Origin of the sequence: Methylobacterium sp. Leaf99 (assembly GCF_001422375.1) — a bacterium.
GTDB lineage: Bacteria > Pseudomonadota > Alphaproteobacteria > Rhizobiales > Beijerinckiaceae > Methylobacterium.
The window spans coordinates 13,799-34,820 of record NZ_LMMU01000013.1; the positions used below are offsets into that span (position 1 = coordinate 13,799).

At 69.5% G+C, this 21,022-nt stretch carries 23 protein-coding genes, 1 other RNA gene and 1 pseudogene; 11 read left to right on the forward strand and 14 right to left on the reverse strand.

What is annotated here, in order from left to right; translation table 11 throughout:
- Positions 1 to 24: 24 nt before the first annotated feature.
- The 5 genes from ASF28_RS20415 to ASF28_RS20430 all read right to left on the reverse strand — a co-directional run bounded on the left by ASF28_RS20415 (position 25) and on the right by ASF28_RS20430 (position 2,296).
- The gene (locus tag ASF28_RS20415) at positions 25 to 846 is read right to left on the reverse strand and encodes a TIGR00282 family metallophosphoesterase (protein ID WP_056097153.1); all 822 of its coding nucleotides are present in this window, start codon (positions 844 to 846) and stop codon (positions 25 to 27) included.
- 10 nt (positions 847 to 856) lie between these two features.
- Positions 857 to 1,447, reverse strand: a complete 591-nt coding sequence (locus tag ASF28_RS20420; RefSeq protein WP_056097154.1) for a 5-formyltetrahydrofolate cyclo-ligase — start codon at positions 1,445 to 1,447, stop codon at positions 857 to 859.
- Positions 1,437 to 1,593: non-coding RNA, 6S RNA (ssrS, locus tag ASF28_RS22095), on the reverse strand. The genes ASF28_RS20420 and ssrS overlap by 11 nt, the downstream gene beginning before the upstream one ends.
- Before the next feature lie 49 nt (positions 1,594 to 1,642).
- On the reverse strand, positions 1,643 to 2,002 hold the full coding sequence (locus ASF28_RS20425) for a cell division protein ZapA (protein ID WP_056097156.1): 360 nt from the start codon (positions 2,000 to 2,002) through the stop codon (positions 1,643 to 1,645).
- A 12-nt stretch (positions 2,003 to 2,014) separates the two neighbouring features.
- Positions 2,015 to 2,296 (reverse strand): DUF4164 domain-containing protein, encoded by a 282-nt coding sequence (locus tag ASF28_RS20430; RefSeq protein ID WP_056097284.1) that lies wholly within the window; start codon positions 2,294 to 2,296, stop codon positions 2,015 to 2,017.
- Between the two features lie 416 nt (positions 2,297 to 2,712).
- Between ASF28_RS20430 and gap the strand changes: the two genes are divergently transcribed.
- The 8 genes from gap to ASF28_RS20470 all read left to right on the forward strand — a co-directional run bounded on the left by gap (position 2,713) and on the right by ASF28_RS20470 (position 10,000).
- A complete protein-coding gene (gap, locus tag ASF28_RS20435) occupies positions 2,713 to 3,720 on the forward strand; it encodes a type I glyceraldehyde-3-phosphate dehydrogenase (RefSeq protein ID WP_056097158.1) in 1,008 nt (335 codons plus the stop codon).
- Positions 3,721 to 3,773: 53 nt separating this feature from the next.
- Positions 3,774 to 4,229 carry a hypothetical protein gene (locus ASF28_RS20440; RefSeq protein WP_056097160.1) on the forward strand — a complete coding sequence of 152 codons (456 nt, stop codon included), beginning with the start codon at positions 3,774 to 3,776 and terminating at the stop codon, positions 4,227 to 4,229.
- Between the two features lie 34 nt (positions 4,230 to 4,263).
- Entirely contained in the window at positions 4,264 to 5,466 is a 1,203-nt protein-coding gene (locus ASF28_RS20445) for a phosphoglycerate kinase (protein ID WP_056097162.1), read from the forward strand.
- A 209-nt stretch (positions 5,467 to 5,675) separates the two neighbouring features.
- Complete coding sequence (gene fba, locus ASF28_RS20450) at positions 5,676 to 6,749, forward strand: class II fructose-bisphosphate aldolase (RefSeq protein WP_056097164.1); 1,074 nt, start codon at positions 5,676 to 5,678, stop codon at positions 6,747 to 6,749.
- 27 nt (positions 6,750 to 6,776) lie between these two features.
- Entirely contained in the window at positions 6,777 to 7,436 is a 660-nt protein-coding gene (locus ASF28_RS20455) for a thiamine phosphate synthase (RefSeq protein WP_056097165.1), read from the forward strand.
- Positions 7,433 to 8,500: a tetratricopeptide repeat protein gene (locus ASF28_RS20460; protein ID WP_443189759.1), complete on the forward strand. Its 1,068-nt coding sequence runs from the start codon at positions 7,433 to 7,435 to the stop codon at positions 8,498 to 8,500. The genes ASF28_RS20455 and ASF28_RS20460 overlap by 4 nt, the downstream gene beginning before the upstream one ends.
- 117 nt (positions 8,501 to 8,617) lie before the next feature.
- Positions 8,618 to 9,412, forward strand: coding sequence for an inositol monophosphatase family protein (locus tag ASF28_RS20465; RefSeq protein ID WP_056097167.1), 795 nt, complete (start codon positions 8,618 to 8,620; stop codon positions 9,410 to 9,412).
- Between the two features lie 42 nt (positions 9,413 to 9,454).
- Complete coding sequence (locus tag ASF28_RS20470; protein ID WP_056097169.1) at positions 9,455 to 10,000, forward strand: adenine phosphoribosyltransferase; 546 nt, start codon at positions 9,455 to 9,457, stop codon at positions 9,998 to 10,000.
- 137 nt (positions 10,001 to 10,137) lie between these two features.
- On the opposite strand, the pseudogene purQ reads toward ASF28_RS20470, so the two are convergent.
- The 5 genes and pseudogenes from purQ to ASF28_RS20495 form a co-directional block, all read right to left on the reverse strand.
- Positions 10,138 to 10,800, reverse strand: a pseudogene (gene purQ / locus ASF28_RS22100) (phosphoribosylformylglycinamidine synthase subunit PurQ); the annotation flags it as partial.
- The gene (purS, locus tag ASF28_RS20480) at positions 10,800 to 11,039 is read right to left on the reverse strand and encodes a phosphoribosylformylglycinamidine synthase subunit PurS (protein WP_056097174.1); all 240 of its coding nucleotides are present in this window, start codon (positions 11,037 to 11,039) and stop codon (positions 10,800 to 10,802) included. The gene purS and the pseudogene purQ, both read right to left, overlap by 1 nt.
- Before the next feature lie 81 nt (positions 11,040 to 11,120).
- Positions 11,121 to 11,360, reverse strand: coding sequence for a hypothetical protein (locus ASF28_RS20485; RefSeq protein ID WP_056097176.1), 240 nt, complete (start codon positions 11,358 to 11,360; stop codon positions 11,121 to 11,123).
- A 108-nt stretch (positions 11,361 to 11,468) separates the two neighbouring features.
- Positions 11,469 to 12,071, reverse strand: a complete 603-nt coding sequence (locus ASF28_RS20490) for an ActR/PrrA/RegA family redox response regulator transcription factor (RefSeq protein ID WP_056097178.1) — start codon at positions 12,069 to 12,071, stop codon at positions 11,469 to 11,471.
- A gap of 49 nt (positions 12,072 to 12,120) precedes the next feature.
- A complete protein-coding gene (locus tag ASF28_RS20495; protein ID WP_056097180.1) occupies positions 12,121 to 13,515 on the reverse strand; it encodes an ActS/PrrB/RegB family redox-sensitive histidine kinase in 1,395 nt (464 codons plus the stop codon).
- A 290-nt stretch (positions 13,516 to 13,805) separates the two neighbouring features.
- Here ASF28_RS20495 and ASF28_RS20500 point away from each other — a divergent pair, with 290 nt between their 5' ends.
- Both ASF28_RS20500 and ASF28_RS20505 read left to right on the forward strand, forming a co-directional pair.
- The gene (locus ASF28_RS20500; protein ID WP_056097182.1) at positions 13,806 to 15,074 is read left to right on the forward strand and encodes a polyhydroxyalkanoate depolymerase; all 1,269 of its coding nucleotides are present in this window, start codon (positions 13,806 to 13,808) and stop codon (positions 15,072 to 15,074) included.
- Between the two features lie 63 nt (positions 15,075 to 15,137).
- Positions 15,138 to 15,872, forward strand: a complete 735-nt coding sequence (locus ASF28_RS20505) for a M48 family metallopeptidase (RefSeq protein ID WP_056097183.1) — start codon at positions 15,138 to 15,140, stop codon at positions 15,870 to 15,872.
- Positions 15,873 to 15,881: 9 nt separating this feature from the next.
- Here ASF28_RS20505 and ASF28_RS20510 read toward each other — a convergent pair whose 3' ends face one another.
- Complete coding sequence (locus ASF28_RS20510) at positions 15,882 to 16,259, reverse strand: hypothetical protein (RefSeq protein WP_056097185.1); 378 nt, start codon at positions 16,257 to 16,259, stop codon at positions 15,882 to 15,884.
- 245 nt (positions 16,260 to 16,504) lie between these two features.
- Positions 16,505 to 19,132, reverse strand: a complete 2,628-nt coding sequence (gene clpB, locus ASF28_RS20515) for an ATP-dependent chaperone ClpB (RefSeq protein WP_056097186.1) — start codon at positions 19,130 to 19,132, stop codon at positions 16,505 to 16,507.
- 229 nt (positions 19,133 to 19,361) lie between these two features.
- Here clpB and ASF28_RS20520 point away from each other — a divergent pair, with 229 nt between their 5' ends.
- Complete coding sequence (locus tag ASF28_RS20520; protein WP_056097188.1) at positions 19,362 to 20,144, forward strand: MOSC domain-containing protein; 783 nt, start codon at positions 19,362 to 19,364, stop codon at positions 20,142 to 20,144.
- A gap of 31 nt (positions 20,145 to 20,175) precedes the next feature.
- On the opposite strand, the gene ASF28_RS20525 is transcribed toward ASF28_RS20520, so the two are convergent.
- A complete protein-coding gene (locus ASF28_RS20525; protein ID WP_056097287.1) occupies positions 20,176 to 20,451 on the reverse strand; it encodes a hypothetical protein in 276 nt (91 codons plus the stop codon).
- 207 nt (positions 20,452 to 20,658) lie between these two features.
- The gene (locus tag ASF28_RS20530; protein WP_056097190.1) at positions 20,659 to 20,868 is read right to left on the reverse strand and encodes a hypothetical protein; all 210 of its coding nucleotides are present in this window, start codon (positions 20,866 to 20,868) and stop codon (positions 20,659 to 20,661) included.
- Positions 20,869 to 21,022: the final 154 nt, after the last annotated feature.

The following is a 21,022-nucleotide window of genomic DNA, read 5'->3' on the forward strand; positions in this document are numbered from 1 at the left end:
GCGCTCATCGCCGCGGAAGCGGGGCTAATCCCACCCGCGCGGCCAGGTTTCCTCCAGCTGCGGCCCGAGGCGCACGGGCCAGACCCCGGTGGCGAGTCCGGTGCGGTCGTCGGTCTCGACGGCGATCCCGCACAGGGTCCCCTCGCCGTGGGCGGCTTCGAGGCGGGCGCCGGGCGTCTTCTGGAGGAAGCGGCGCAGGGGCTCGTCCTTCTGCATGCCGAGGATCGAATCGTAGTCGCCGCACATGCCGGCATCGGAGAGATACGCGGTGCCGCCGGGCAGGATGCGGTGATCGGCCGTCGGCGTGTGGGTGTGGGTGCCGACCACGAGGCTGGCACGGCCGTCGAGGAAGTAGCCGAAGGCCTGCTTCTCGCTCGTCGCCTCGGCATGGACGTCGACGATGACGGCATCGGCGACCTCGCCGAGGGGACACGCCGTCAATTCGCGCTCCGCCGCCGCGAACGGGTCGTCGAGGGCATCCATGTAGATGCGCCCCATGACGTTGAGGACGAGGACGCGGGCGCCCTTGGCCGTCTCGACCACGGTGGCGCCGCGTCCCGGCGTGCCGGGCGGGTAGTTCGCCGGGCGCACGAGTCGCGACTGCCGGGCGATGAAGACCAGGGCCTCGCGCTGGTCGAAGGAGTGGTTGCCGAGAGTCACGGCATCGGCGCCGGCCTGCAGGAGTTCGTCGCAGATGGCTTCCGTGATGCCGAAGCCCCCGGCGGCGTTCTCGCCGTTGATGACGACGCAATCGAGGCGCCAGCGCTCCCGGAGTTTCGGCAGACGGTCCGTGATCACGTGGCGGCCGGGCCGGCCGACCACGTCGCCGAGGAAGAGAAGACGCATCGCGGGTTCGTCAGGCTCGTGTCAGCGGGACCGGGCCCGCTTCGGTGATGAGATGGTCGAGGGGCTGGTCGTGGGCCTCGGCCGGGACCTCGGCCACGGCTTGGACCGAGAAGGCGACACCGATGGTCAGCACCGGCCTGTTCTGCGAGAGACGCGCGATGGCCTGATCGTAGTAGCCGCGTCCGTAGCCGATGCGGTGGCCGCGCGCATCGTAGGCGGCAAGCGGCACGATGAGGGCGGTGGGGTCGAGGGGCGGCAGGGTGTCGTCGGGCTCGCTCAGGCCGAAACCGCCGCGCACCAGAGCCTCGCCCGCACGCCACTCACGGAACACGAGGCCGCCCGGCGTCACCTTCGGCAGGGCCACGCGCTGGCCGCGGGCGAACAGGCCCTCGATGAGGGGCCGGGGATCGACCTCGCTGCGGATCGGCCAGAAGGCACCGACGACGGGCGCCTCGGCGAGGGCCGCGATATCCATCACCGCCTCGGCGATGGCGAGCGCACCCGCCCGTCGCGCCTCGGGATCGAGGGCATCGCGCCGCCCGAGGGCGGCTTGGCGGAGGGACGCTTTCAGGGAAGCGGTGGAGTGCGAGTGCGGAGCCACATGAGCCGTTGGAGTGTCGATCCCGGGAAACCTACAGTGTAGGTGGGCGCCGTGTTGGCCGAGTCCAGGGACAGGGCCAGGGACAGCTCCCTGGGGAGTCGATAAGGCCCCGGGGAAAGTTCTCCTGACGAACGCGGCAGCCCCGCCAGACGTATGTAGCGTCGGCTCATGGCCCGCGCCAGAGGGGCTTCGTCGCTAGCCAGAAGAAAGCGTCTTCGTCAGCCGCTCGATCCGCTCGGCGCAGCGGCCGAGGCCCGCGGCGAGACGGGATTCCTCCGCAGCGCGGGTCGCATCGGCCGCATCGACCCGTTCGCGCAGGGTTGCGGTCTCGGTCTCCAGGGCGGACAGCCGGCGCCGGGTCTCGTCGAGTTCGTCGGCCTGGAGCAGGGCGGCCATGACATGAAGGCGCATGTCGCCGATCTCGCCGAAGGACGTCCGAAGTTCCGCGATCCGTCCGGCGAGTTCCGTGGCGAGGGCGGTGAGGTGCGGCTCCTCGCCTTCCGCGCAGGCCATCCGGTAGTTCTTGCCGTCGATGGTGACGTTGATCTGGGGCATCGGGCTATGGGGCTAGCGCAACGGCGTGGAGGGGGCGAGCACGCCCTCGACGGCGGCGATGGCCCGGCCGAGGCGGCGGCCGACATCGTCGGAGGCCGCCTCCACCGCCGCGAGGCGGGCACTGGCGGCATCGAGTTCGGCGGCCAGACGCGCCCGGTCCTCGCCCATGATGGCGAGTTCCGTCTCGAGGTCGCTCGGATCGCGCTCGGCTTCGAAACGCTGCCCGACCGCTGCCTCGAGGCGCGTCAGGGCCGTGTCGAGCCGCGACAGGGCGTCGTCGATGGCCTCACTCACGAAAAGCGTCTCCCCCAATGGGTCCGTGCCGGCGCGGACCCGTCTCGATACCATGACGTGCGTTGCCGAGCCCAGGCGCCGGCCCGTTCGAAACCGGTGACAAACCGGGCGGAACGCCTGTGCGGAGACGGGATGTCCGTGCGGCGCGACCTTTGCCCGGCTCAGTCCCGCATGCTAGAGACCGGCCGCTCGCCAAACCGGATACAGCATTCCGTGACGCATTCAGGCCCCATCCAGGCCCTCGCGCGTATCGACCGGTCCCCGGACGATCCCGAATGGCCGGATGGCGACCGCAATTCATCGCGCGTTCAATCTGGATCGGGACAGAGCGGGCGATCAATCGAGGCTCACCGCTTCGATCTCCATGCTGGAGGGTGCCGCAGGGGCGGCCCCCGTTTAACGGAAGGGTTCACGCCGTGTCGGTGAAGGTAGCCATCAACGGGTTCGGACGTATCGGCCGCAACATCCTGCGCGCCATCCACGAGTCCGGCCGCAAGGACATCGAGGTGGTGGCCATCAACGATCTCGGCCCCGTCGAGACCAACGCCCACCTCCTGCGCTTCGATTCGATCCATGGCCGCTTCAACGCCAAGGTCGAGGTGGACGGCGAGTTCATCGTCGTCGACGGAAGCCGCATCCGGGTCACGGCCGTGCGCAACCCGGCCGAGCTGCCGCACCGCGAACTTGGCGTCGACATCGCCCTGGAATGCACCGGCATCTTCACCTCGAAGGACAAGGCCAAGGCCCACCTCGACGCCGGCGCCAAGCGCGTGATCGTCTCGGCACCGGCCGACGGCGCCGACCTCACCGTGGTCTACGGCATCAACCACCAGGCGCTCACCGCCGAACACCTCGTAATCTCCAACGCCTCGTGCACCACGAACTGCCTCGTGCCGGTCGCCAAGGTGCTCAACGATCTCATCGGGATCGAGCGCGGCTTCATGACCACGATCCATTCCTACACCAACGACCAGCCGTCCCTCGACCAGATGCACAAGGACCTCTACCGGGCCCGTGCCGCGGCCTTGTCGATGATCCCGACCTCCACGGGTGCGGCCAAGGCCGTGGGCCTCGTGCTGCCGGAGCTGAAGGGCAAGCTCGACGGCACCTCGATCCGCGTGCCGACCCCCAACGTCTCGGCCGTGGACCTCGTGTTCACCGCCAAGCGCGCCACCAGCGTGGACGAGATCAACGGCGCCATCCGGGCGGCTGCCGACGGGCCGCTCAAGGGCGTGCTCGCCTACACGGACCAGCCCAACGTCTCCATCGATTTCAACCACGACCCGCACTCGTCCACCTTCCACCTCGACCAGACCAAGGTGATGGACGGCACGTTCGTCCGCATCCTCGCCTGGTACGACAACGAGTGGGGCTTCTCGAACCGCATGGCTGATACCGCCGTCGCCATGGGCAAGCTGCTCTGATCCGTCCCGCCTGACGGACATCCACTCTCCACGAAGACACTGGTGTGCCTGAGATGACAGAGACCTCCCCCACCGGACGCGACTTCATTCCAGGCACGCCCGCGGCGCCGGAGCCGGCAAACCCGCCGGTTCCGGCGCAGGCGGCCGCGCCCGTGGTCGTCGGCAAGGCCGGGTCCCTGCCCGCGCAGGCCTCGGCTCCGGGCGGCGATCAGCTCGCCCGCATCGAGGACAAGTGCGCGCGCATCGAGGACAAGTACGCCCGCTCCGAGGCCCTGCTCTCCCGCGTCGAGGAGAAGATCGAGAGCGCCGCGTCCCGCATGAACGAGGCCGCGCGCCAGACCGACCTGGCGGCCCTGCGCAGCGAAGTCCGCGCCATCGCCGACCGCACCCGTGGCCTGCCTGGCTCCGGCGCCCTGGTGCTCACGGCGATCATCACCGCCGTGCTGACGGTGGCGCTCACCATCGCCGCCCAGCGCTTCCACCTCGACGCGCTGATCCCGCAGCGCTGATCCGCCAGACCTGCCCCGAGACGCCCAGGCCCCGATGACCGCTTTCCGTACCCTCGACGATGCCGGTGCCCTCAACGGCAGGCGCGTGCTCCTGCGCGTGGACGTCAACGTGCCCATGGAAGCCGGCCGCGTCACCGACGCGACCCGCATCGCGCGCATCGTCCCGACGATCCGCGAGATCGTCGGCAAGGGTGGACGCGTGGTGCTGCTGGCGCATTTCGGCCGGCCCAAGGGCAAGCCGGTGGCGAGCGAATCCCTGCAGCCCGTCGTCGCCACCATCGCCGAGCATCTCGGCCGCCCGGTGGCCTTCGCCGAGGATTGCGTCGGTCCCGCCGCCGCCGTCGCCGTGGCCGCCCTCAAGGACGGCGACGTGCTCCTCCTCGAGAACACCCGCTTCCATGTCGGCGAGGAAAAGAACGACCCGGCCTTCACCGCCGAACTCGCGGCCAACGGCGATCTCTACGTCAACGAGGCGTTCTCGGCCGCGCACCGGGCGCACGCCTCGACGGAGGGCCTCGCCCACGTGCTTCCGGCCTATGCCGGACGCCTGATGCAGGCGGAACTCGACGCCTTGACCAAGGGCCTCGAGGTGCCGACGCGCCCGGTCATCGCCCTGGTGGGTGGCGCCAAGGTCTCGTCCAAGATCGACCTGCTCCAGAATCTCGTCGCCAAAGTCGACATGCTCGTCATCGGCGGCGGCATGGCCAACACCTTCCTGCACGCGCAGGGGTTCGGCGTCGGAAAGTCCCTCTGCGAGAAGGACCTGGCCGAGACGGCCCTTCGCATCGTCGAGGCCGCGAAGGCCGCCAAGTGCCGGATCATCCTGCCGGTGGATGCCGTCGTGGCGTCCGAGTTCAAGGCCAACGCGGCCCACGAGACCGTCTCCGTCGAGTCCGTGCCCGAGACCGGCATGATCCTCGATGCCGGCCCCGCCACCGTGGCCGAGATCAACGCGGCCATCGACACGGCCGCGACCCTGGTGTGGAACGGACCGCTCGGCGCCTTCGAGCTCACGCCCTTCGATGCCGCCACCGTGGCGGCGGCGCAGCACGCGGCGGAGCGGACGACGGCCGGACAGCTGGTCTCCGTGGCCGGCGGCGGCGACACCGTCGCGGCCCTCAACCATGCGGGCGTCGGCGAGACGTTCTCGTACGTCTCCACCGCCGGCGGCGCCTTCCTCGAATGGCTCGAAGGCAAGGCACTGCCCGGCGTCGAGGCCCTGCGCGCCAAGGTCTGAGGCGGGAGGCGAGGCTCGGCTTTCGGCGATCGGACCCGGCCTGACAGCCGTTATCCCAGGGGAACGGCCGCGACGCGGACGCCCGATGCGGATCGCAGTTGCAGTCGGTTCGTTCTGGCTTGAGAAGACGGACGACTTTCGAAGGACTGCGCCAACCCGGCGCGTTTGCGTGACCTGCCCCGGCGGCGGTTGAAATCGAGGAGAAACCCATGGCCCGCATCACCCTGAGGCAGCTCCTCGATCACGCCGCAGAGCACGAGTACGGCGTCCCGGCGTTCAACCTGAACAATATGGAGCAGGGGCTCGCCATCATGGCAGCGGCCGACGCCACCGATTCGCCGGTGATCCTCCAGGCGAGCAAGGGCGCGCGCGCCTACGCCAATGACATCGTCCTCGCCAAGCTCATCGACGGCCTCGTGGAGGTCTACCCCCACATCCCCGTCTGCATGCACCTCGACCACGGCAGCGACGAGGCCACCTGCGCCACGGCGATCCAGTACGGCTTCACCTCGGTGATGATGGACGGGTCCCTCAAGGCCGACGGCAAGACCCCGGCCGACTACGCCTACAACGTCGAGATCACCCGCAACGTCACCAAGATGGCCCATTGGGCCGGCGTCTCGGTGGAGGGCGAGCTCGGCGTACTCGGCTCCCTGGAGAGCGGCGAGGGCGAGGCCGAGGACGGCCACGGCGCCGAGGGCGTGCTCTCCCACGACCAGCTCCTGACCGACCCCGACGAGGCGGTGAAGTTCGTCGAGGCCACCAAGGTCGATGCGCTGGCCGTCGCCATGGGCACGAGCCACGGCGCCTACAAGTTCACCCGGAAGCCCGATGGCGAGGTGCTCGCCATGAACGTCATCGAGGAGATCCACCGCCGCCTGCCCACGACCCACCTCGTGATGCACGGCTCCTCGTCGGTGCCGCAGGATCTCCAGGACATCATCAACCAGTATGGCGGGCAGATGAAGCCGACCTGGGGCGTGCCGGTGGAGGAGATCCAGCGCGGCATCAAGCACGGTGTGCGCAAGATCAACATCGATACCGACAACCGCATGGCGATGACCGGGCAGATCCGGAAGATCCTGGCCGAGAACAAGGCCGAGTTCGATCCGCGCAAGTACCTCAAGCCCGCCATGGAAGCGATGACCAAGCTCTGTCGCCAGCGCTTCGAGGAGTTCGGCACCGCCGGCCAGGGCTCGAAGATTCGCCCGGTCTCGGTAGCCAGCATGGCCAAGCGCTATGCCAACGGCTCCCTCGATCCGAAGATCGGCGCGGCGCGCTGAGCGCCCGGGTCTTTCGCAAGGAACCCCATGTCCAACGCGCGCACCCGACTCGCCCTGCTCACCCCGCACCGGGTCGAGGCCGGGGACGCCGACGCCTTGGCGACGGCCCTCGCCGCGGCGTGCGCGGCGGGTGACGTCGCCGCCGTGATCCTGCGCCTCGCGCCGGCCGACGAGCGCAGCCTTGTCAACCTCGTCAAGCGCCTGGCCCCGGCCGCGCAGGGCACCGGGGCCGCATTGGTGGTGGCCTGCACCGGGTTCGCGGGCGACCTCGTCAGCGTCTCGGCCCGGGGCGGAGCCGACGGCGTCCATCTCGACAAGCCCAGGGACGGGGCCCTCGCCGAGCTGCGCGGGCGCCTCGACGACGGCCGCATCCTCGGGGCCGGCGGCCATGAGCAGAAGCATGCGGCCATGGAAGCCGGCGAGGCCGGTGTCGACTACGTCATGTTCGGCGGGCTCTACGCCGACGGGATCGCGCCGGAGGCCGCCACGGTCCTCGACCGGGCGACGTGGTGGACGGAGATCTTCGAGACGCCTTGCATCGCCGTGGCCCACGACCGGAGCGAGGTCGCCGCCCTCGTGGCGACGGGCGCGGAGTTCCTGGGCCTCGAAAGCGCCCTGTGGATGGGCGACGGCGCCGACTTGGCGTCGATCCAGGCCATGATCACGGCGGCGGAGACGGCTTCGTGAGGGGTGCGCGCCGTCTGATCGCGGGACTCCTCTCCCTCGCCGGCACCTCGGTCACGGACGCTGCCCCGGTGGATCCGCCCCGGCCGGCGACGGCCATCGCCCCGGCGGCCGACGGCCAGGCGCCCCTGCCGAAGACGGCGACGAAAGAGGTGTTCACCGCGCCCCTCAAGGAGTTGCCGACCCCCTACACCCCCGGAGTGATGGGGACGAACCCTCCGACCACCAACAAGGAAACCGACGTCGCGTTCGGTGCCTATCAGCGCGGCCAGTACACCACCGCCTTTCGCGAGGCGACGAAGCGGCTTTCCGCCAACGCCAAGGACGCGGCGGCGATGACGCTCCTCGGCGAGCTCTACAACCAGGGCCTCGGCATCAGGCAGGACCCGGTGAAGGCCGCGGAGTGGTACCGTCTCGCGGCGGCGCAGGGCGATGTCCATGCGATGGCGTCCCTGGGCCTCATGTCCATTGATGGGCGCGGCGGCGCGAAGGACCTCAAAGCCGGTCGGCGCTGGCTCGAACAGGCCTCCGACAAGGGCGACGCCACCGCCTCCTACAATCTCGCGCTGATCCTGCTGGGTTCCGGGACCGAGGCCGATCAGGCCAGGGCCGCCACCCTGTTCCAGAAGGCCGCCAGCGGCGAGATCGGCGCGGCCCAGCACGACCTCGGCGTGCTCTACCTCCAGGGACGCGGCGTGGCGAAGGACCCGGCTCGGGCCGCTGAGCTGTTCCGCCGGGCGGCCGACAACGGCGACCTCGCCGGTGAAGTCGAGTTCGCCATCCTGCTGTTCAACGGGACCGGCATCGCCAAGGACGAGGGCCGCGCCGCGCGCTACTTCCTCCACGCGGCCTCGCGCGGCAACGCCATCGCGCAGAACCGCGTCGCCCGCCTCTACGCCGCCGGGCGGGGCCTGCTGAAGAACCCCGTAGAGGCGGCGGCCTGGAATCTCGCCGCCGCGGCGCAGGGACTCTCGGATGCCTGGCTCGACCAGACCCTGACGGGTCTCTCCCCCGAGGAACGCACCCGCGCCGAGCAGATGGCCTCCGAGCGGGCCAACGTGAAGTAGGCGACCGGCGAAGGTCGGACCCGTGCTCCCCCGGGGATGAGGCCGGCGCCAAACGTGCTATGGCCCCACACACTGTCGTCTCCGACGTTCTTTGAATCGACCCGGACCCTTCAAGCGATGATCAGCTCACCCCTCATGACCGTCATGGTCGATGCCGTCCGCAAGGCCGCCCGCGGCCTCAAGCGCGACTACGGCGAGATCGAGAACCTCCAGGTCTCCCGCAAAGGTCCGGGCAACTTCGTCTCGGCCGCCGACCGCAAGGCCGAAGAGGTGCTGCGCGACGCCCTGATGAAGGCGCGGCCCGGCTACGGACTGGTGCTGGAGGAGTCCGGCATCGTCGAGGGCGCCGACAAGAGCCACACTTGGCACGTCGATCCGCTGGACGGCACCACCAACTTCCTCCACGGCATCCCGCACTTCGCGATTTCCGTCGGCCTCGAGCGCGAGGGCCAGATCGTCGCCGGCGTGATCTACGATCCGGCCAAGGACGAGCTGTTCGTGGCCGAGCGCGGCAAGGGCGCCTATCTCAACAACCGCCGCCTGCGCGTGTCGGGCCGCGACGAGATGGCCGATGCCCTCGTGGCTTACGGCTCGCCCTATCTCGGGCGCGGCGACCATCCCAAGCTCCTGCGCGAGGTCGCGGCCGTGATGGCGGTGACGGGCGGCATCCGCCGCTTCGGATCGGCGGCCCTGGACCTCGCCTACGTCGCCTGCGGCCGCTCCGACCTGTACTGGGAACGCGACCTCCAGACCTGGGACATCGCGGCCGGCATCATCATGGTGCGCGAGGCCGGCGGCTTCGTCTCCAGCGCCGATGGCGGTGCCGAGCCCCTCGCCGCCCGCTCCGTGGCGGCCGGCAACGAGAACCTGCACGGCGAGCTCGTGAAGCTCCTGCGCCGCGCCAACGCCTGATCCACCCACTCCCCTCATCCGAACCCGACGAAGGCCACCGCCATGGATTCCCGTCGCCACATCGCGCTGAAGGATTCGATCCGCTCGATTCCCGACTACCCGAAGCCCGGCATCGTGTTTCGCGACATCACCACCCTGCTCAGCGACCCGCGCGCCTTCCGGCGGGCGGTGGATGCCCTGGTGCATCCGTTCGCGGGTGGACGGATCGATCAGGTCGCCGGCATCGAGGCGCGCGGCTTCATCCTCGGCGGCGCCGTGGCGCACCAGCTCTCGTCGGGCTTCGTGCCGATCCGCAAGAAGGGCAAGCTGCCCCACAAGACCGTATCGATCGCCTACGCGCTCGAATACGGAACCGACGAGATGGAAATCCACGTCGATGCCATCAAGCCGGGCGACCGGGTTCTGCTGGTCGACGACCTCATCGCCACGGGTGGCACGGCCTGCGCGGCGGTGAACCTGCTCCGCCAGATCGGCGCCGAGGTGGTGGCGGCGTGCTTCGTCATCGACCTGCCGGAGATCGGCGGCGCGCAGAAGCTGCGGGAATTGGATGTCCCGGTGCGGACCCTGATGGAATTCGACGGGCACTGAGAGGGCGACGCTTCCTTCTCCCCCCTGCGGGAGAAGGTGGCCCGCGCATGCGGGCCGGCTGAGGGGAGCTGCGTATTCGAAGAAGGCGCCGCCCCTCTCCCGGTCGCTCCGCGACCACCCCCCCCCCCCCCCCCCGCGAACAGGCCGCGCCCGTCGGTCCCGCCGACCAGATCCTCCACGAAGTTCTCCGGGTGGGGCATCAGCCCGAGCACGTTGAGCTTTTCGGAGTAGATGCCCGCGATGGAGTTGAGCGAGCCGTTGCGGTTGGCGTCGACGGTCAGTGCGCCCGACGCGTCGCAGTAGCGGAACGCCACGCGGCCATCGCCTTCGAGGCGCGCGACGGTGTCGGCGTCCGCGAAGTAGTTGCCCTCGCCGTGCGCCACGCAGACGTCGATGACCTGCTTCTCGGCGTAGGCGGTGGTGAATCGGGTGTCGGCCCGCTCGACCCGCAGGAGCTGCCGGTGGCAGATGAAGCGGCGGTCGACGTTGCGCATGAGCACGCCGGGCAACAGGCCGGATTCGCACAGGATCTGGAAGCCGTTGCAGATGCCGAGCACGAGGCCGCCGCGGGCCGCGTGTGCCCGCACCGCATCCATGGCCGCCGCGCGCCCGGCGATGGCGCCGCAGCGGAGATAGTCGCCATAGGAGAAGCCGCCCGGCAGGACGGCGAGGTCGGTGCCCGCCGGCAGCTCGGAGTCGGCGTGCCAGACCTTGACCACCTCGGCCCCGGCCTGGGTGAGCGCCCGGGCCACGTCCGCGTCGCGGTTCGAACCCGGGAAGACGACGATGGCGGCGCGCATCAGGCGATCTCGATCGCGTAGTTCTCGACGACGGTGTTGGCGAGCAGTTTTTCGCACGCGGCCTTGAGGGTCGCCTCGGCCGCCGCGCGGTCGTCGCCCGCGATCTCGACATCGAAGACCTTGCCCTGGCGCACGCCATCGACGCCGGACAGGCCGAACGACGTGAGCGCCGCCTCGATCGCCTTGCCCTGCGGATCGAGCACGCCGGTCTTCAGGGTGACGATGATGCGTGCTTTCATGGGGTCGGACTCGGCTGCGCGTGGCGGGGCGCCCCCGCGATAATCGGGAAACGTCGCCCTGGCAACGCGGACCAGCCGCCGTCAGCGGCGCGGCGTGGCCGGTGCGGCGCGCAGGGGCTCGATGCTGACGGCCCGGCGCCACAGCTGCAGCATCACCCAGGCGGCGAACAGGCTGAACACCGCCATCAGCACGTGGCCGACGGTGTCGCCGAGCTCGAAGATGCCGGCGAGGGCCCAGCCGGCCGCGATGGCCACGGCGAAGACTTCCGTGCCCACGAGCACCATCATGCTGACGATCGTGACGAGGTTGCGCGTGTTCACTGGCGTAGCGTCCCAACTTTCGTTCCGTCTCCGCGGGGCCTTGCCCGCGGGCGGTCAGGCGAAGTAGCGCGATCCGGCCGGACCGCGCAACTTCGCCTTGCCTCGGTGTCAGCGCGGGGCGCGCTTGGCCAGGATGCGCTGCAGCGTCCTGCGGTGCATGTTGAGGCGCCGTGCCGTCTCGGACACGTTGCGGCTGCACAGCTCGTAGACCCGCTGGATGTGCTCCCAGCGTACGCGGTCGGCCGACATCGGATTCTCCGGCGGATCGGCGCGCTCGCCTGGCTGGGCCATGAGGGTGCCATGGATCTCGTCGGCATCCGCGGGCTTGGCGAGGTAGTCGAACGCACCGAGCTTCACCGCCGTCACCGCCGTGGCGATGTTGCCGTAGCCCGTGAGGATGACGCCGCGCGCCTCAGGACGGCGCTCCTTCAGGCGGGCGATGACGTCGAGGCCGTTGCCATCGGCGAGACGCATGTCGATGACGGCGAAGGCGGGTGCCCGCGCATCCACCATGGAGACACCCTCGGCCACGCTCTCGGCGACGTGGACCTCGTAGCCCCGCATCTCCATGGCCCGGGCCAGACGCGTCGAGAACGGCTTGTCGTCGTCGACGATGAGAAGGCTGCGATCGGTGAAGGCGGCCAGGGGATCGTTGTCGCCAAGTGGAATGATGTCGGCGCCGGGCGCCGTCGTACCGGTCTGCGTCAACATACGACGCGTCTCCCATGGTTTCAGTGAATGTCAGGTCGTGGGCAAGTCTTCACGAACTCATATAGGTATCGGAGCGGTCTTGAGCAGGGGTGGCCAGGTCCCCATTCTGCGCATGACGGGCCACGGCGATGCCGCGCTCGAACACGTGGCGGGCCCAGGACACCCGGACCACGGCGCCCGTCGCGACGGGGTCCGGCGCGTTGGACAGGGTGAGCTGGGCACCGGAGCGCTCGATGAGCGTCTTGGCGATGAACAGGCCGAGCCCGAGGCCGGCCCCGGTGCTGTCGCCCATCCGTCCGCGGTCGGTTCCCCGGGTGGTGACGTAGGGCTCGCCCGCGCGCAGCAGAACCTCGCCGGAGAAGCCGGGGCCGTCGTCGCGCATCTCGAGCCAGACCTGCTCGTAGGTCCAGCGTGCCTCGATGATCACGCGGGTCTTCGCGAAATCGACGGCGTTGTCGACGATGTTGGCGAGCCCGAACAGGACGCCCGGGTTGCGCCGGTACGAGGGTTCCGGCCCCTCCCCCCGGCTGGTGACGTCGAGGATGATGCCCATGGCCCGCTGGGGCGCCACCAGTTCCTCGACGAGGTGGCTGAGGCTCACGGTCTGGAGGAAGCCGCCGCCGTCGCCGTCGAGGGAGGTGAGCTTCGACAGGATGCCGCGACAGCGGTCGACCTGATCGCGCAGGAGGGCCAGATCCTCGCGCACCCCGGGCGACGCCGTCGGGGCGAGCTGCCGACTGAGTTCCTTGGTCACCACCATGATGGTGCCGAGGGGCGTCCCGAGTTCGTGGGCCGCCGCCGCCGCCAGACCGTCGAGCTGGGACAGGTGCTGCTCGCGGGCGAGCACGAGTTCGGTGGCCGCCAGGGCCTGCGCGAGGAGACGGGTCTCCTCTGCGACCTTCCAGGCGTAGACCCCGGTGAAGGCCGTGCCGAGGAGGATCGCGGTCCACACCCCCGAAATGTAGAGGAACGGCAGTTCGAGGCGCCCGTCGGCGAACCACGGCAGGGGCCTGTGGATGAGGGCCAGCAGGGTCGCGAGTCCGATGGCGAGCAGGCCAAGCGCCAGGGTCCGCTCCGGCGGCAGGGCGGTGGCCGAGATCAGCACGGGGGCAAGGAACAGGAGCGAGAAGGGGTTCTGCAGGCCACCCGTGAGGAACAGCAGGGCGGCGAGCTGGACGATGTCGAAGGCGAGCAGCAGGGCCGCCGAATCGTCGCTGAGCCGGTAGCTCGCCGGGAAGCGGATGCGCAGGGCGAGGTTCAACCAGGACGATGCGGCGATGACGAGGAAGCACCAGCCGAACGGCAGGGGCAGGCCGAGGCCGAACTGCGCCCCGACCACGGCCGCGCTCTGCCCCGTGATCGCGAGCCAGCGCAGGCGGACGAAGGTGTCGAGCCGCAGGTGCCGGGCGTCGCGCGCGAAGCCGTTGGTGCTCATGTCCATCATGTCACAGCAACGATAGGGCTCGGCGACGCCACGTCCATCCCCATCGCGCGCAATAGATTTGTCCACGAAACATCGCTTCCGTACGGATTTGTCCGCGAGTGCAGGCCGGGATGGGGAAAGAACCTGTCGCGTCTCCCCCGTGAGCGCGAAAGCACCGGAAAGGGAAGTTCGAGGACTTGTCGCCGCAGGCTTCGCCCTAAGTCGATGACAGGCCCGGGCCGAACGGCCGGGCCCGATGCGCGTGCGCCCCCTGGACGTGGCCGCCGCCGTGGAACGAGGGGGAGGCAACCGTGAACCTGTCCTACTACTGGTATGAGACGGCGCGCATCATGACGACGCCGGCGCGGGTGGCCGCCGACATGGTCAAGCACAGCCTCCAGAATCCGGCCAATCCCCTGTCCTACGGACCCTACGCGCGCAGCATGGCGGCGGCCTGCGAGATGTTCGAGCGGATGACCCGGCGCTACGCCAAGCCGAGCTTCGGGTTCACTGGCACCCGGATCGACGGCCACAGCGTTCCGGTGAGCGACCGGGTCGTCTGGGAGCGCCCGTTCTGCCGGGCCGTCACCTTCGACCGGGGCTTCGTCCAGGCGCCGAGGGCGCCGCAGCCCAAGCTTCTGATCGTGGCGCCCATGTCCGGGCACTACGCCACCCTCCTGCGCGGGACCGTGGAGGCGATGCTGCCGGAGCATCAGGTCTTCATCACCGACTGGACCGATGCCCGCATGGTGCCGCTCGGGGCCGGGCGCTTCGACCTCGACACCTACATCGACTATCTCATCGACCTGTTCGCGGAGCTCGGTCCGGACCTGCACGTCATGGCCGTGTGCCAGCCGGCGGTGCCGGTTCTCGCCGCCATCGCCGTGATGGAGGCACGGGGGCATCCCACCGTCCCGGCCTCCATGACCCTCATGGGCGGCCCCATCGACACGCGGCGCTCGCCGACGGCCGTGAACTGCCTCGCCCAGGAGCGCGGCACCACGTGGTTCGAACGCAACTGCATCACCACCGTGCCCGCGGGCTATCCGGGGGCGTGGCGCAGCGTCTACCCGGGCTTCTTCCAGCTCTCGGGCTTCATGGCGATGAACCTCGACCGGCACGTCAACGCCCACGCGGAGATGTTCGACCACCTCGTCACCGGGGACGGCGACTCGGCCGAGAAGCACCGGGACTTCTACGACGAGTACCTCGCGGTGATGGACCTGACGGCGGAGTTCTACCTGCAGACGGTCAAGACGGTGTTCGTCGACCACGCCCTGCCGAAGGGCACGATGATGCATGCCGGGACGCGCGTCGATCTCGGGGCGATCCGCACCTGCGCCATCCTGGCCATCGAGGGCGAAAACGACGACATCTCCGGCGTCGGACAGACGCAGGCGGCCCTAGAGCTCACGCCGAACCTCGCCCCCGAGCGCAAGGCCTATCACCTGCAGAAGGGAGTCGGGCATTACGGGGTGTTCAACGGCTCGCGCTATCGGACGGTGATCGCGCCGCGCATCGCCGAATTCATCCGCGCCATGCAGGCCCGGCCCGCCATCGCGCACGACCCCGCGGCCTGAGCACCCCCAGCAAATCCGCTCGCGCCGATGGCGGCGCGGCGGACACGCCGCTAAGCTGTCCCCATGCGGTTAGCTTTGCTGCGCGGGCCGGACCCGGATCACCTCGATGTCGTCCACGAAGGCGAGACGTTCCGCGTCGCCCTGCGGCGGCGGCCCACGGCGCGGCGGCTGACCCTGCGGGTGTCGAGCGCCACCGGCGAGGTGGTGATGACCCTGCCGGCCCGGACCTCCCTGGCGGTGGCACGGACATTCGCCATCGGCCATGGCGGCTGGATCGCCATGCGGCTGGCGCGGCTGCCGGAGCGCGTCGCCTTCGAGGCCGGGGCGATCCTGCCCCTGCGCGGCGTACCCCACCGGATCGCCCATCGCGCCGGTACCGGTGGCCTCACGCGGGTGGAGCCGAGCCCGGACGGTCCTTCGATTTCCGTGGCATGCGAGGCGCCGCACATCGCCCGGCGGATCGGCGACTTCCTCGAACGGGAGGCGCGCCGCGACCTGACGGCGGCGGTGAAGACCTATGCGGCCGCCATCGGCCGGACCCCGACGCGGATCACCGTGCGCGACACCCGCAGCCGCTGGGGCTCCTGCACGGCGCAGGGCGCCCTGAACTTCTCGTGGCGCTTGATCCTGGCCCCGCCCGTGGTGCTCGACTACCTCGTCGCCCACGAGATGGCGCACCTCCGGGAGATGAACCACTCGCACCGATTCTGGGACCTCGTCGGCTCCATCTGCCCCAACGTCGACGAGGCGGAACGCTGGCTCAAGCGCAACGGGTCGAGCCTCCACCGCTACGGCTGAACCGGGGACTCAGCCCTTGACGCGCAGGACGCGGCGGCGCGCGCCGGGCTCCTCCGGCCAGGTCGGACGGGCATCGACTTCGCCCGGATGAAGCGTGCGCGGCGCGACGTTGTCGCAAACCTCTCGCTGACGCAGAATCACCGGCTGTCCGAACTCGTCGCGGCGGCGAATAATGCCGCCCTCGTGGCAGAACCCGGCGAGTTCGGCCGAAGAACCGCTTCGGCGTCCGCCCGGCATGCGGGCGATGGGCCGGTGCTCGACGACGAGGGGACCGTCGCGATTCAGGGACCGCTCGACATAGGTGGTCTCGTCCACGGGGAGCGATCCGGCGCCGGCGGGCGCCAACCCGGCGAGGAGCAGAACGAGGGGAAGGGCGCAGGCTCGCATGGCGTTCGTCCGTGTTGAAGCGTGACCGTCAGGATTAAGGCCTGATTGTGTCGTGCGATAGTCCTTCGGGGGGCATCCGTTCCTCAGGCAGGCTTCGGCCGCACCCGTTAAGAAATCGCTAACCCTGTTGCTCAACGCGGCGGTCCGTCGCCGGATCGAAGCGGGCCGCCACGGCGAGGCGGCGGCCCGATCACACTTTCGTCAGTTCGACAGCAGAATCCCGTCGGCTCGACAGCTCGCTCGCGTCAGTTGAGCAGCAGGCTCGCCGGACGGGACTCGTTCGAGAAGGCATCGCCCACGGCCAGCCCGAGCGGGCCGAGCCGCACCGGTACCGTCTCGCCGTCGTGGATGGTCCCCGACAGGAGCTGCTCGGCCAGACGATCCTGCACCGCCTTCTGGATCACCCGCTTCAGGGGACGCGCACCGTAGGCCGGGTCGTAGCCCTTCTCGGCGAGCCAGTCCCGAGCTTCGGGCGCGACGTCGATGGTGATCTTGCGCTCGTCCAGGAGCTTCTGGAGCCGCCCGAGCTGGATATCGACGATGGCCCCCATTTCAGACCGCTTGAGGCGGTGGAACAGGATGATCTCGTCGATCCGGTTCAGGAATTCCGGCCGGAAGTGGTGGCGCACGACGCCCATCACTTCGTCCCGGACGCCCTCCGTCTCCTCGCCCTCGGCCTGGTTGACGAGGTACTCGGAGCCGAGGTTCGAGGTCATGATGAGCAGCGTGTTGCGGAAATCGACCGTGCGCCCCTGCCCGTCCGTCAGGCGCCCGTCGTCGAGCACCTGCAGGAGGACGTTGAACACGTCCGGATGCGCCTTCTCGACCTCGTCGAACAGCACGACCTGATACGGCCGGCGCCGCACGGCCTCGGTGAGCGCGCCGCCCTCCTCGTAGCCGACATAGCCCGGAGGCGCGCCGATGAGGCGGGCCACCGCGTGCTTCTCCATGTATTCCGACATGTCGATGCGCACCAAGGCGGTGTCGTCGTCGAACAGGAAGCCGGCCAGCGCCTTGGTCAGCTCGGTCTTGCCGACGCCCGTGGGCCCGAGGAACATGAACGAGCCGATGGGCCGGTTCGGGTCCTGCAGGCCGGCGCGCGCCCTGCGCACGGCGGTGGCGACCGCCTCCACCGCCTCGCGCTGGCCGACGACGCGCTTGGCGAGCGCCAATTCCATGGCGAGCAGCTTCTCGCGCTCGCCCTCCAGCATCTTGTCGACGGGCACCCCGGTCCAGCGCGAGACCACCCCGGCGATGTGGGCCGGAGTCACCGCCTCCTCGACCATGCCGTCGCGGCTGACGGCGGATTCAGCCGCGGCCTCGATCTCGGCGAGCTGCTTCTCCAGGCCCGGGACGACGCCGTAGGCGAGTTCGCCGGCACGCTGGTACTGGCCTTGGCGCTGGGCGTTGGCGAGTTCCGTGCGGGCCTCGTCGAGCTTCTTCTTGAGGTCGGCCGCGGCGCCGAGCTTGTCCTTCTCGGCCTTCCAGCGCGAGGTGATGGCCGAGGATTGCTCCTCCAGGTCGGCCAGCTCCTTCTCCAGCCGCACGAGGCGATCGCGGGAGGCGGAATCGGTCTCCTTCTTCAGGGCCTCGCCCTCGATCTTCAGGCGCACGATCTCCCGGTCGATGTTGTCGAGTTCCTCGGGCTTCGAATCCACCTGCATGCGCAGGCGCGAGCCCGCCTCGTCCATGAGGTCGATGGCCTTGTCGGGCAGGAAGCGGTCGGTGATGTAGCGGTTCGACAGGGTGGCGGCGGCCACCAGCGCGGCGTCCTGGATGCGCACGCCGTGGTGCTGCTCGTACTTCTCCTTGATGCCGCGCAGGATCGAGACCGTGTCCTCCACCGTGGGCTCGGACACGAAGACGGGCTGGAAGCGCCGCGCCAGGGCGGCGTCCTTCTCCACGTGCTTGCGATACTCGTCGAGGGTGGTGGCACCGACGCAGTGCAGCTCGCCGCGCGCCAGCGCCGGCTTCAGGAGGTTCGAGGCGTCCATGGCCCCGTCGGCTTTTCCGGCGCCCACGAGGGTGTGCATCTCGTCGATGAACAGGATGATGCCGCCATTCGCCGCCGTCACCTCGGAGAGCACGCCCTTCAGGCGCTCCTCGAACTCGCCACGGTACTTCGCGCCGGCGATGAGCGAGCCCATGTCGAGGGCGAGCAGGCTCTTGTCCTTCAGGCTCTCGGGCACGTCGCCGTCGACGATGCGCAGGGCCAGGCCCTCGACGATGGCGGTCTTGCCGACGCCGGGCTCGCCGATGAGGACGGGGTTGTTCTTGGTGCGCCGGGACAGGACCTGGATGGTGCGGCGGATCTCCTCGTCGCGTCCGATCACCGGATCGAGCTTGCCCTCGCGGGCCGCTTCCGTGAGGTCGCGGGCGTATTTCTTCAGGGCGTCGTAGGCGTTCTCGGCCGTGGCGTTGTCGGCGGTGCGGCCCTTGCGGAGGGCATTGATGGCCCCGTTGAGGGAGGCCGGCGTCGCGCCCGCGGCGGCCAGCGCCTTGCCGGCCTCGCTGTCCTTCTCGACGGCGAGCGCCAGCAGGAGGCGCTCGACGGTGACGTAGGAATCGCCGGCTTTCTCGGCCGCCTTCTCGGCGGTGTCGAACAGGCGCACGAGTTCGCGCGTCGCCTGGGGCTGCGAGGAATTGCCGGACACCTTGGGCTGCTTGGCGAGCCAGGCCTCGACCTGCGCGAGGGCGACGCGGGACTGCCCGCCGGCGCGATCGATGAGCCCGGCGCACAGGCCTTCGGGGTCGTCGAGCAGCACCTTCAGAAGGTGCCCCGGCTGCAATTGTGGATGGCCCTCGCGCATGGCGAGGGTCTGCGCCGACTGGACGAAGCCGCGCGCGCGTTCGGTGTAGATTTCGAAATTCATGCTTGTCGACCCTTTCCGTGTCGGTTCGGTCCCGTCCGCATGATGCGGCACGGCCCTGCCGAGACGTCGTTCCCCGGCTTCTGCCGCGAGAACCTCGGCGCCACCGTGGCCGCCGGTAGCCCGGATGTGGTGTTGTAATTTCGCACCACAAGGGGTCCGACCATGGATGCAGGGGGGCACGTGAGGCGACCGCTTGCACACGCCACGATCGGGGGGCCATGCTGCGCGGATGACAACCGATCTGCGCCTCGAAGCCCTGCACCGCTATCCCGTCAAAGGACTCTCGCCCGAGAGGCTCGACAGCGCCGATCTGGACGCGGGCCGGTACTTTCCCGGCGATCGCCTGTTCGCCGTCGAGAACGGCCCGTCCGGCTTCGATCCCGCCGCCCCCGTGCACCAGCCGAAGATCAAGTTCCTCATGCTGATGCGGCACGAGGCCCTGGCCCGCCTCGACGCACGCTACGATGCCCACGAGAACAGCCTGACCCTCCGGCACGGGGGCGAGGTCGTCGCGCGGGGCGACCTCGACACGGCGGAGGGTCGTGCGAACATCGAGACGTATCTGGCCGGCTACCTGCCGGAGGCCCTGCGCGGACCGCCGAAGGTGCTCACCGCGCCCGACGGCTTCCGATTCACCGATTCGCCGCGCGGCTTCGTCTCGCTTCTGAACCTCGCCAGCGTCGCCGCCATCGAGACCATGACGGGCGCCGCCGTCGATCCCTTACGGTTCCGCGCCAATCTCCACGTCTCCGGACTGGCGCCGTGGGGCGAACTCGACCTCGTCGGGCACACCCTCGCCACACCGGGCGGCGTCACCCTGCGCATCCTGAAACGAACCGAACGGTGTGCGGCGACCAATGTCGATCCGGTCACGGGGATTCGCGACCTCGCGATCCCCCACACCCTGTCGCGCCACCTCGGCCACACGGATTGCGGCATCTATGCCGAGGTGGTGGCGGGAGGCACCCTCCACATCGGCGATCGCCTCACGGGCGCGGCGGCGACCGCGTGAGCGCGCGGTCGTCCGCCTCCGATCGGTCCTCTCAGATGGCGTCGCGCCGGACCAGAACCACGGCAGCGGCGTAGCCGGCGCGCCTGAGATGGCGCAGGTCGGCATGACGACGCTCGCAGGTGACCTTGAGGTAGCGCTCGTCCCCGCCGGGGAGGCCGGTGGAAGCCGCGACGGCCTGTCCGTGCATCATGCACTCCATCGGCGTGCGGGCTGGAGAGACGATGACGTCGAGGGCGGTGGCCCGCGAGCAATTCTGGGCCAGCATCGTCGAGGCACAGACGAGGGCGACGGACAGCAATTCGGACATGACGGACCCCTTGTTCGAGATGGCGAAGAAGGTCCGCGGGTTGGCTCTGGCGTCCGAGCGGCCGCGTGATCGTTGTCTGAAGCGTTCCTCGAGGGCGGGACTGGCGTATTCTTGATCTTTGATGGTGGTCGTCTTGTCCAAGCACGCCGTATGCCAGGACGGGATGTCAGATCTGCGCCATCCACGTGTGTGATGCGCGCACCACGCTCAGTCGCGGCTCTGCAGCCACAGCGGCTCGGGCTCGGTGCGGGGCAGGAGGGCCGCCACGGCATCGAGATCGACGATGTAATGCTCGGTGAGTCGACGCCAGATCTCGGCCGTCGAAGCCGCTTCGGTCCCGATTCGGTGCAGCGCGCTGGCGAGCAGGCTGGGGTTGGTGAGGGTCGGACGGGTGATGGCGGGATCGGTGTTCGGCATCGGCTCAGTCCCTGTGCGGCAGGACACAGGATCGCGGATCACGGTTAATCGACTCTTAAAAGCATGATGCGGCGATGCGAAAATCAGTTCCCGCAAATCATCACGTGTCGAGGTGAGCCCTTCCGCGTCGCTTTCCTTCGATCTCGGCTGTCCG

What these genes read in the sequence shown, in the direction of transcription:
- ASF28_RS20415 (WP_056097153.1), bottom strand. Translation starts at nt 846, where the DNA reads ATGCGTCTTCTCTTCCTCGGCGACGTGGTCGGCCGGCCCGGCCGCCAC.
- ASF28_RS20425 (WP_056097156.1), bottom strand. Translation starts at nt 2,002, where the DNA reads ATGCCCCAGATCAACGTCACCATCGACGGCAAGAACTACCGGATGGCC.
- ASF28_RS20440 (WP_056097160.1), top strand. Translation starts at nt 3,774, where the DNA reads ATGACAGAGACCTCCCCCACCGGACGCGACTTCATTCCAGGCACGCCC.
- ASF28_RS20445 (WP_056097162.1), top strand. Translation starts at nt 4,264, where the DNA reads ATGACCGCTTTCCGTACCCTCGACGATGCCGGTGCCCTCAACGGCAGG.
- fba (WP_056097164.1), top strand. Translation starts at nt 5,676, where the DNA reads ATGGCCCGCATCACCCTGAGGCAGCTCCTCGATCACGCCGCAGAGCAC.
- ASF28_RS20455 (WP_056097165.1), top strand. Translation starts at nt 6,777, where the DNA reads ATGTCCAACGCGCGCACCCGACTCGCCCTGCTCACCCCGCACCGGGTC.
- ASF28_RS20465 (WP_056097167.1), top strand. Translation starts at nt 8,618, where the DNA reads ATGATCAGCTCACCCCTCATGACCGTCATGGTCGATGCCGTCCGCAAG.
- ASF28_RS20470 (WP_056097169.1), top strand. Translation starts at nt 9,455, where the DNA reads ATGGATTCCCGTCGCCACATCGCGCTGAAGGATTCGATCCGCTCGATT.
- purS (WP_056097174.1), bottom strand. Translation starts at nt 11,039, where the DNA reads ATGAAAGCACGCATCATCGTCACCCTGAAGACCGGCGTGCTCGATCCG.
- ASF28_RS20490 (WP_056097178.1), bottom strand. Translation starts at nt 12,071, where the DNA reads ATGTTGACGCAGACCGGTACGACGGCGCCCGGCGCCGACATCATTCCA.
- ASF28_RS20495 (WP_056097180.1), bottom strand. Translation starts at nt 13,515, where the DNA reads ATGATGGACATGAGCACCAACGGCTTCGCGCGCGACGCCCGGCACCTG.
- ASF28_RS20505 (WP_056097183.1), top strand. Translation starts at nt 15,138, where the DNA reads ATGCGGTTAGCTTTGCTGCGCGGGCCGGACCCGGATCACCTCGATGTC.
- ASF28_RS20510 (WP_056097185.1), bottom strand. Translation starts at nt 16,259, where the DNA reads ATGCGAGCCTGCGCCCTTCCCCTCGTTCTGCTCCTCGCCGGGTTGGCG.
- clpB (WP_056097186.1), bottom strand. Translation starts at nt 19,132, where the DNA reads ATGAATTTCGAAATCTACACCGAACGCGCGCGCGGCTTCGTCCAGTCG.
- ASF28_RS20520 (WP_056097188.1), top strand. Translation starts at nt 19,362, where the DNA reads ATGACAACCGATCTGCGCCTCGAAGCCCTGCACCGCTATCCCGTCAAA.
- ASF28_RS20525 (WP_056097287.1), bottom strand. Translation starts at nt 20,451, where the DNA reads ATGTCCGAATTGCTGTCCGTCGCCCTCGTCTGTGCCTCGACGATGCTG.
- ASF28_RS20530 (WP_056097190.1), bottom strand. Translation starts at nt 20,868, where the DNA reads ATGCCGAACACCGATCCCGCCATCACCCGTCCGACCCTCACCAACCCC.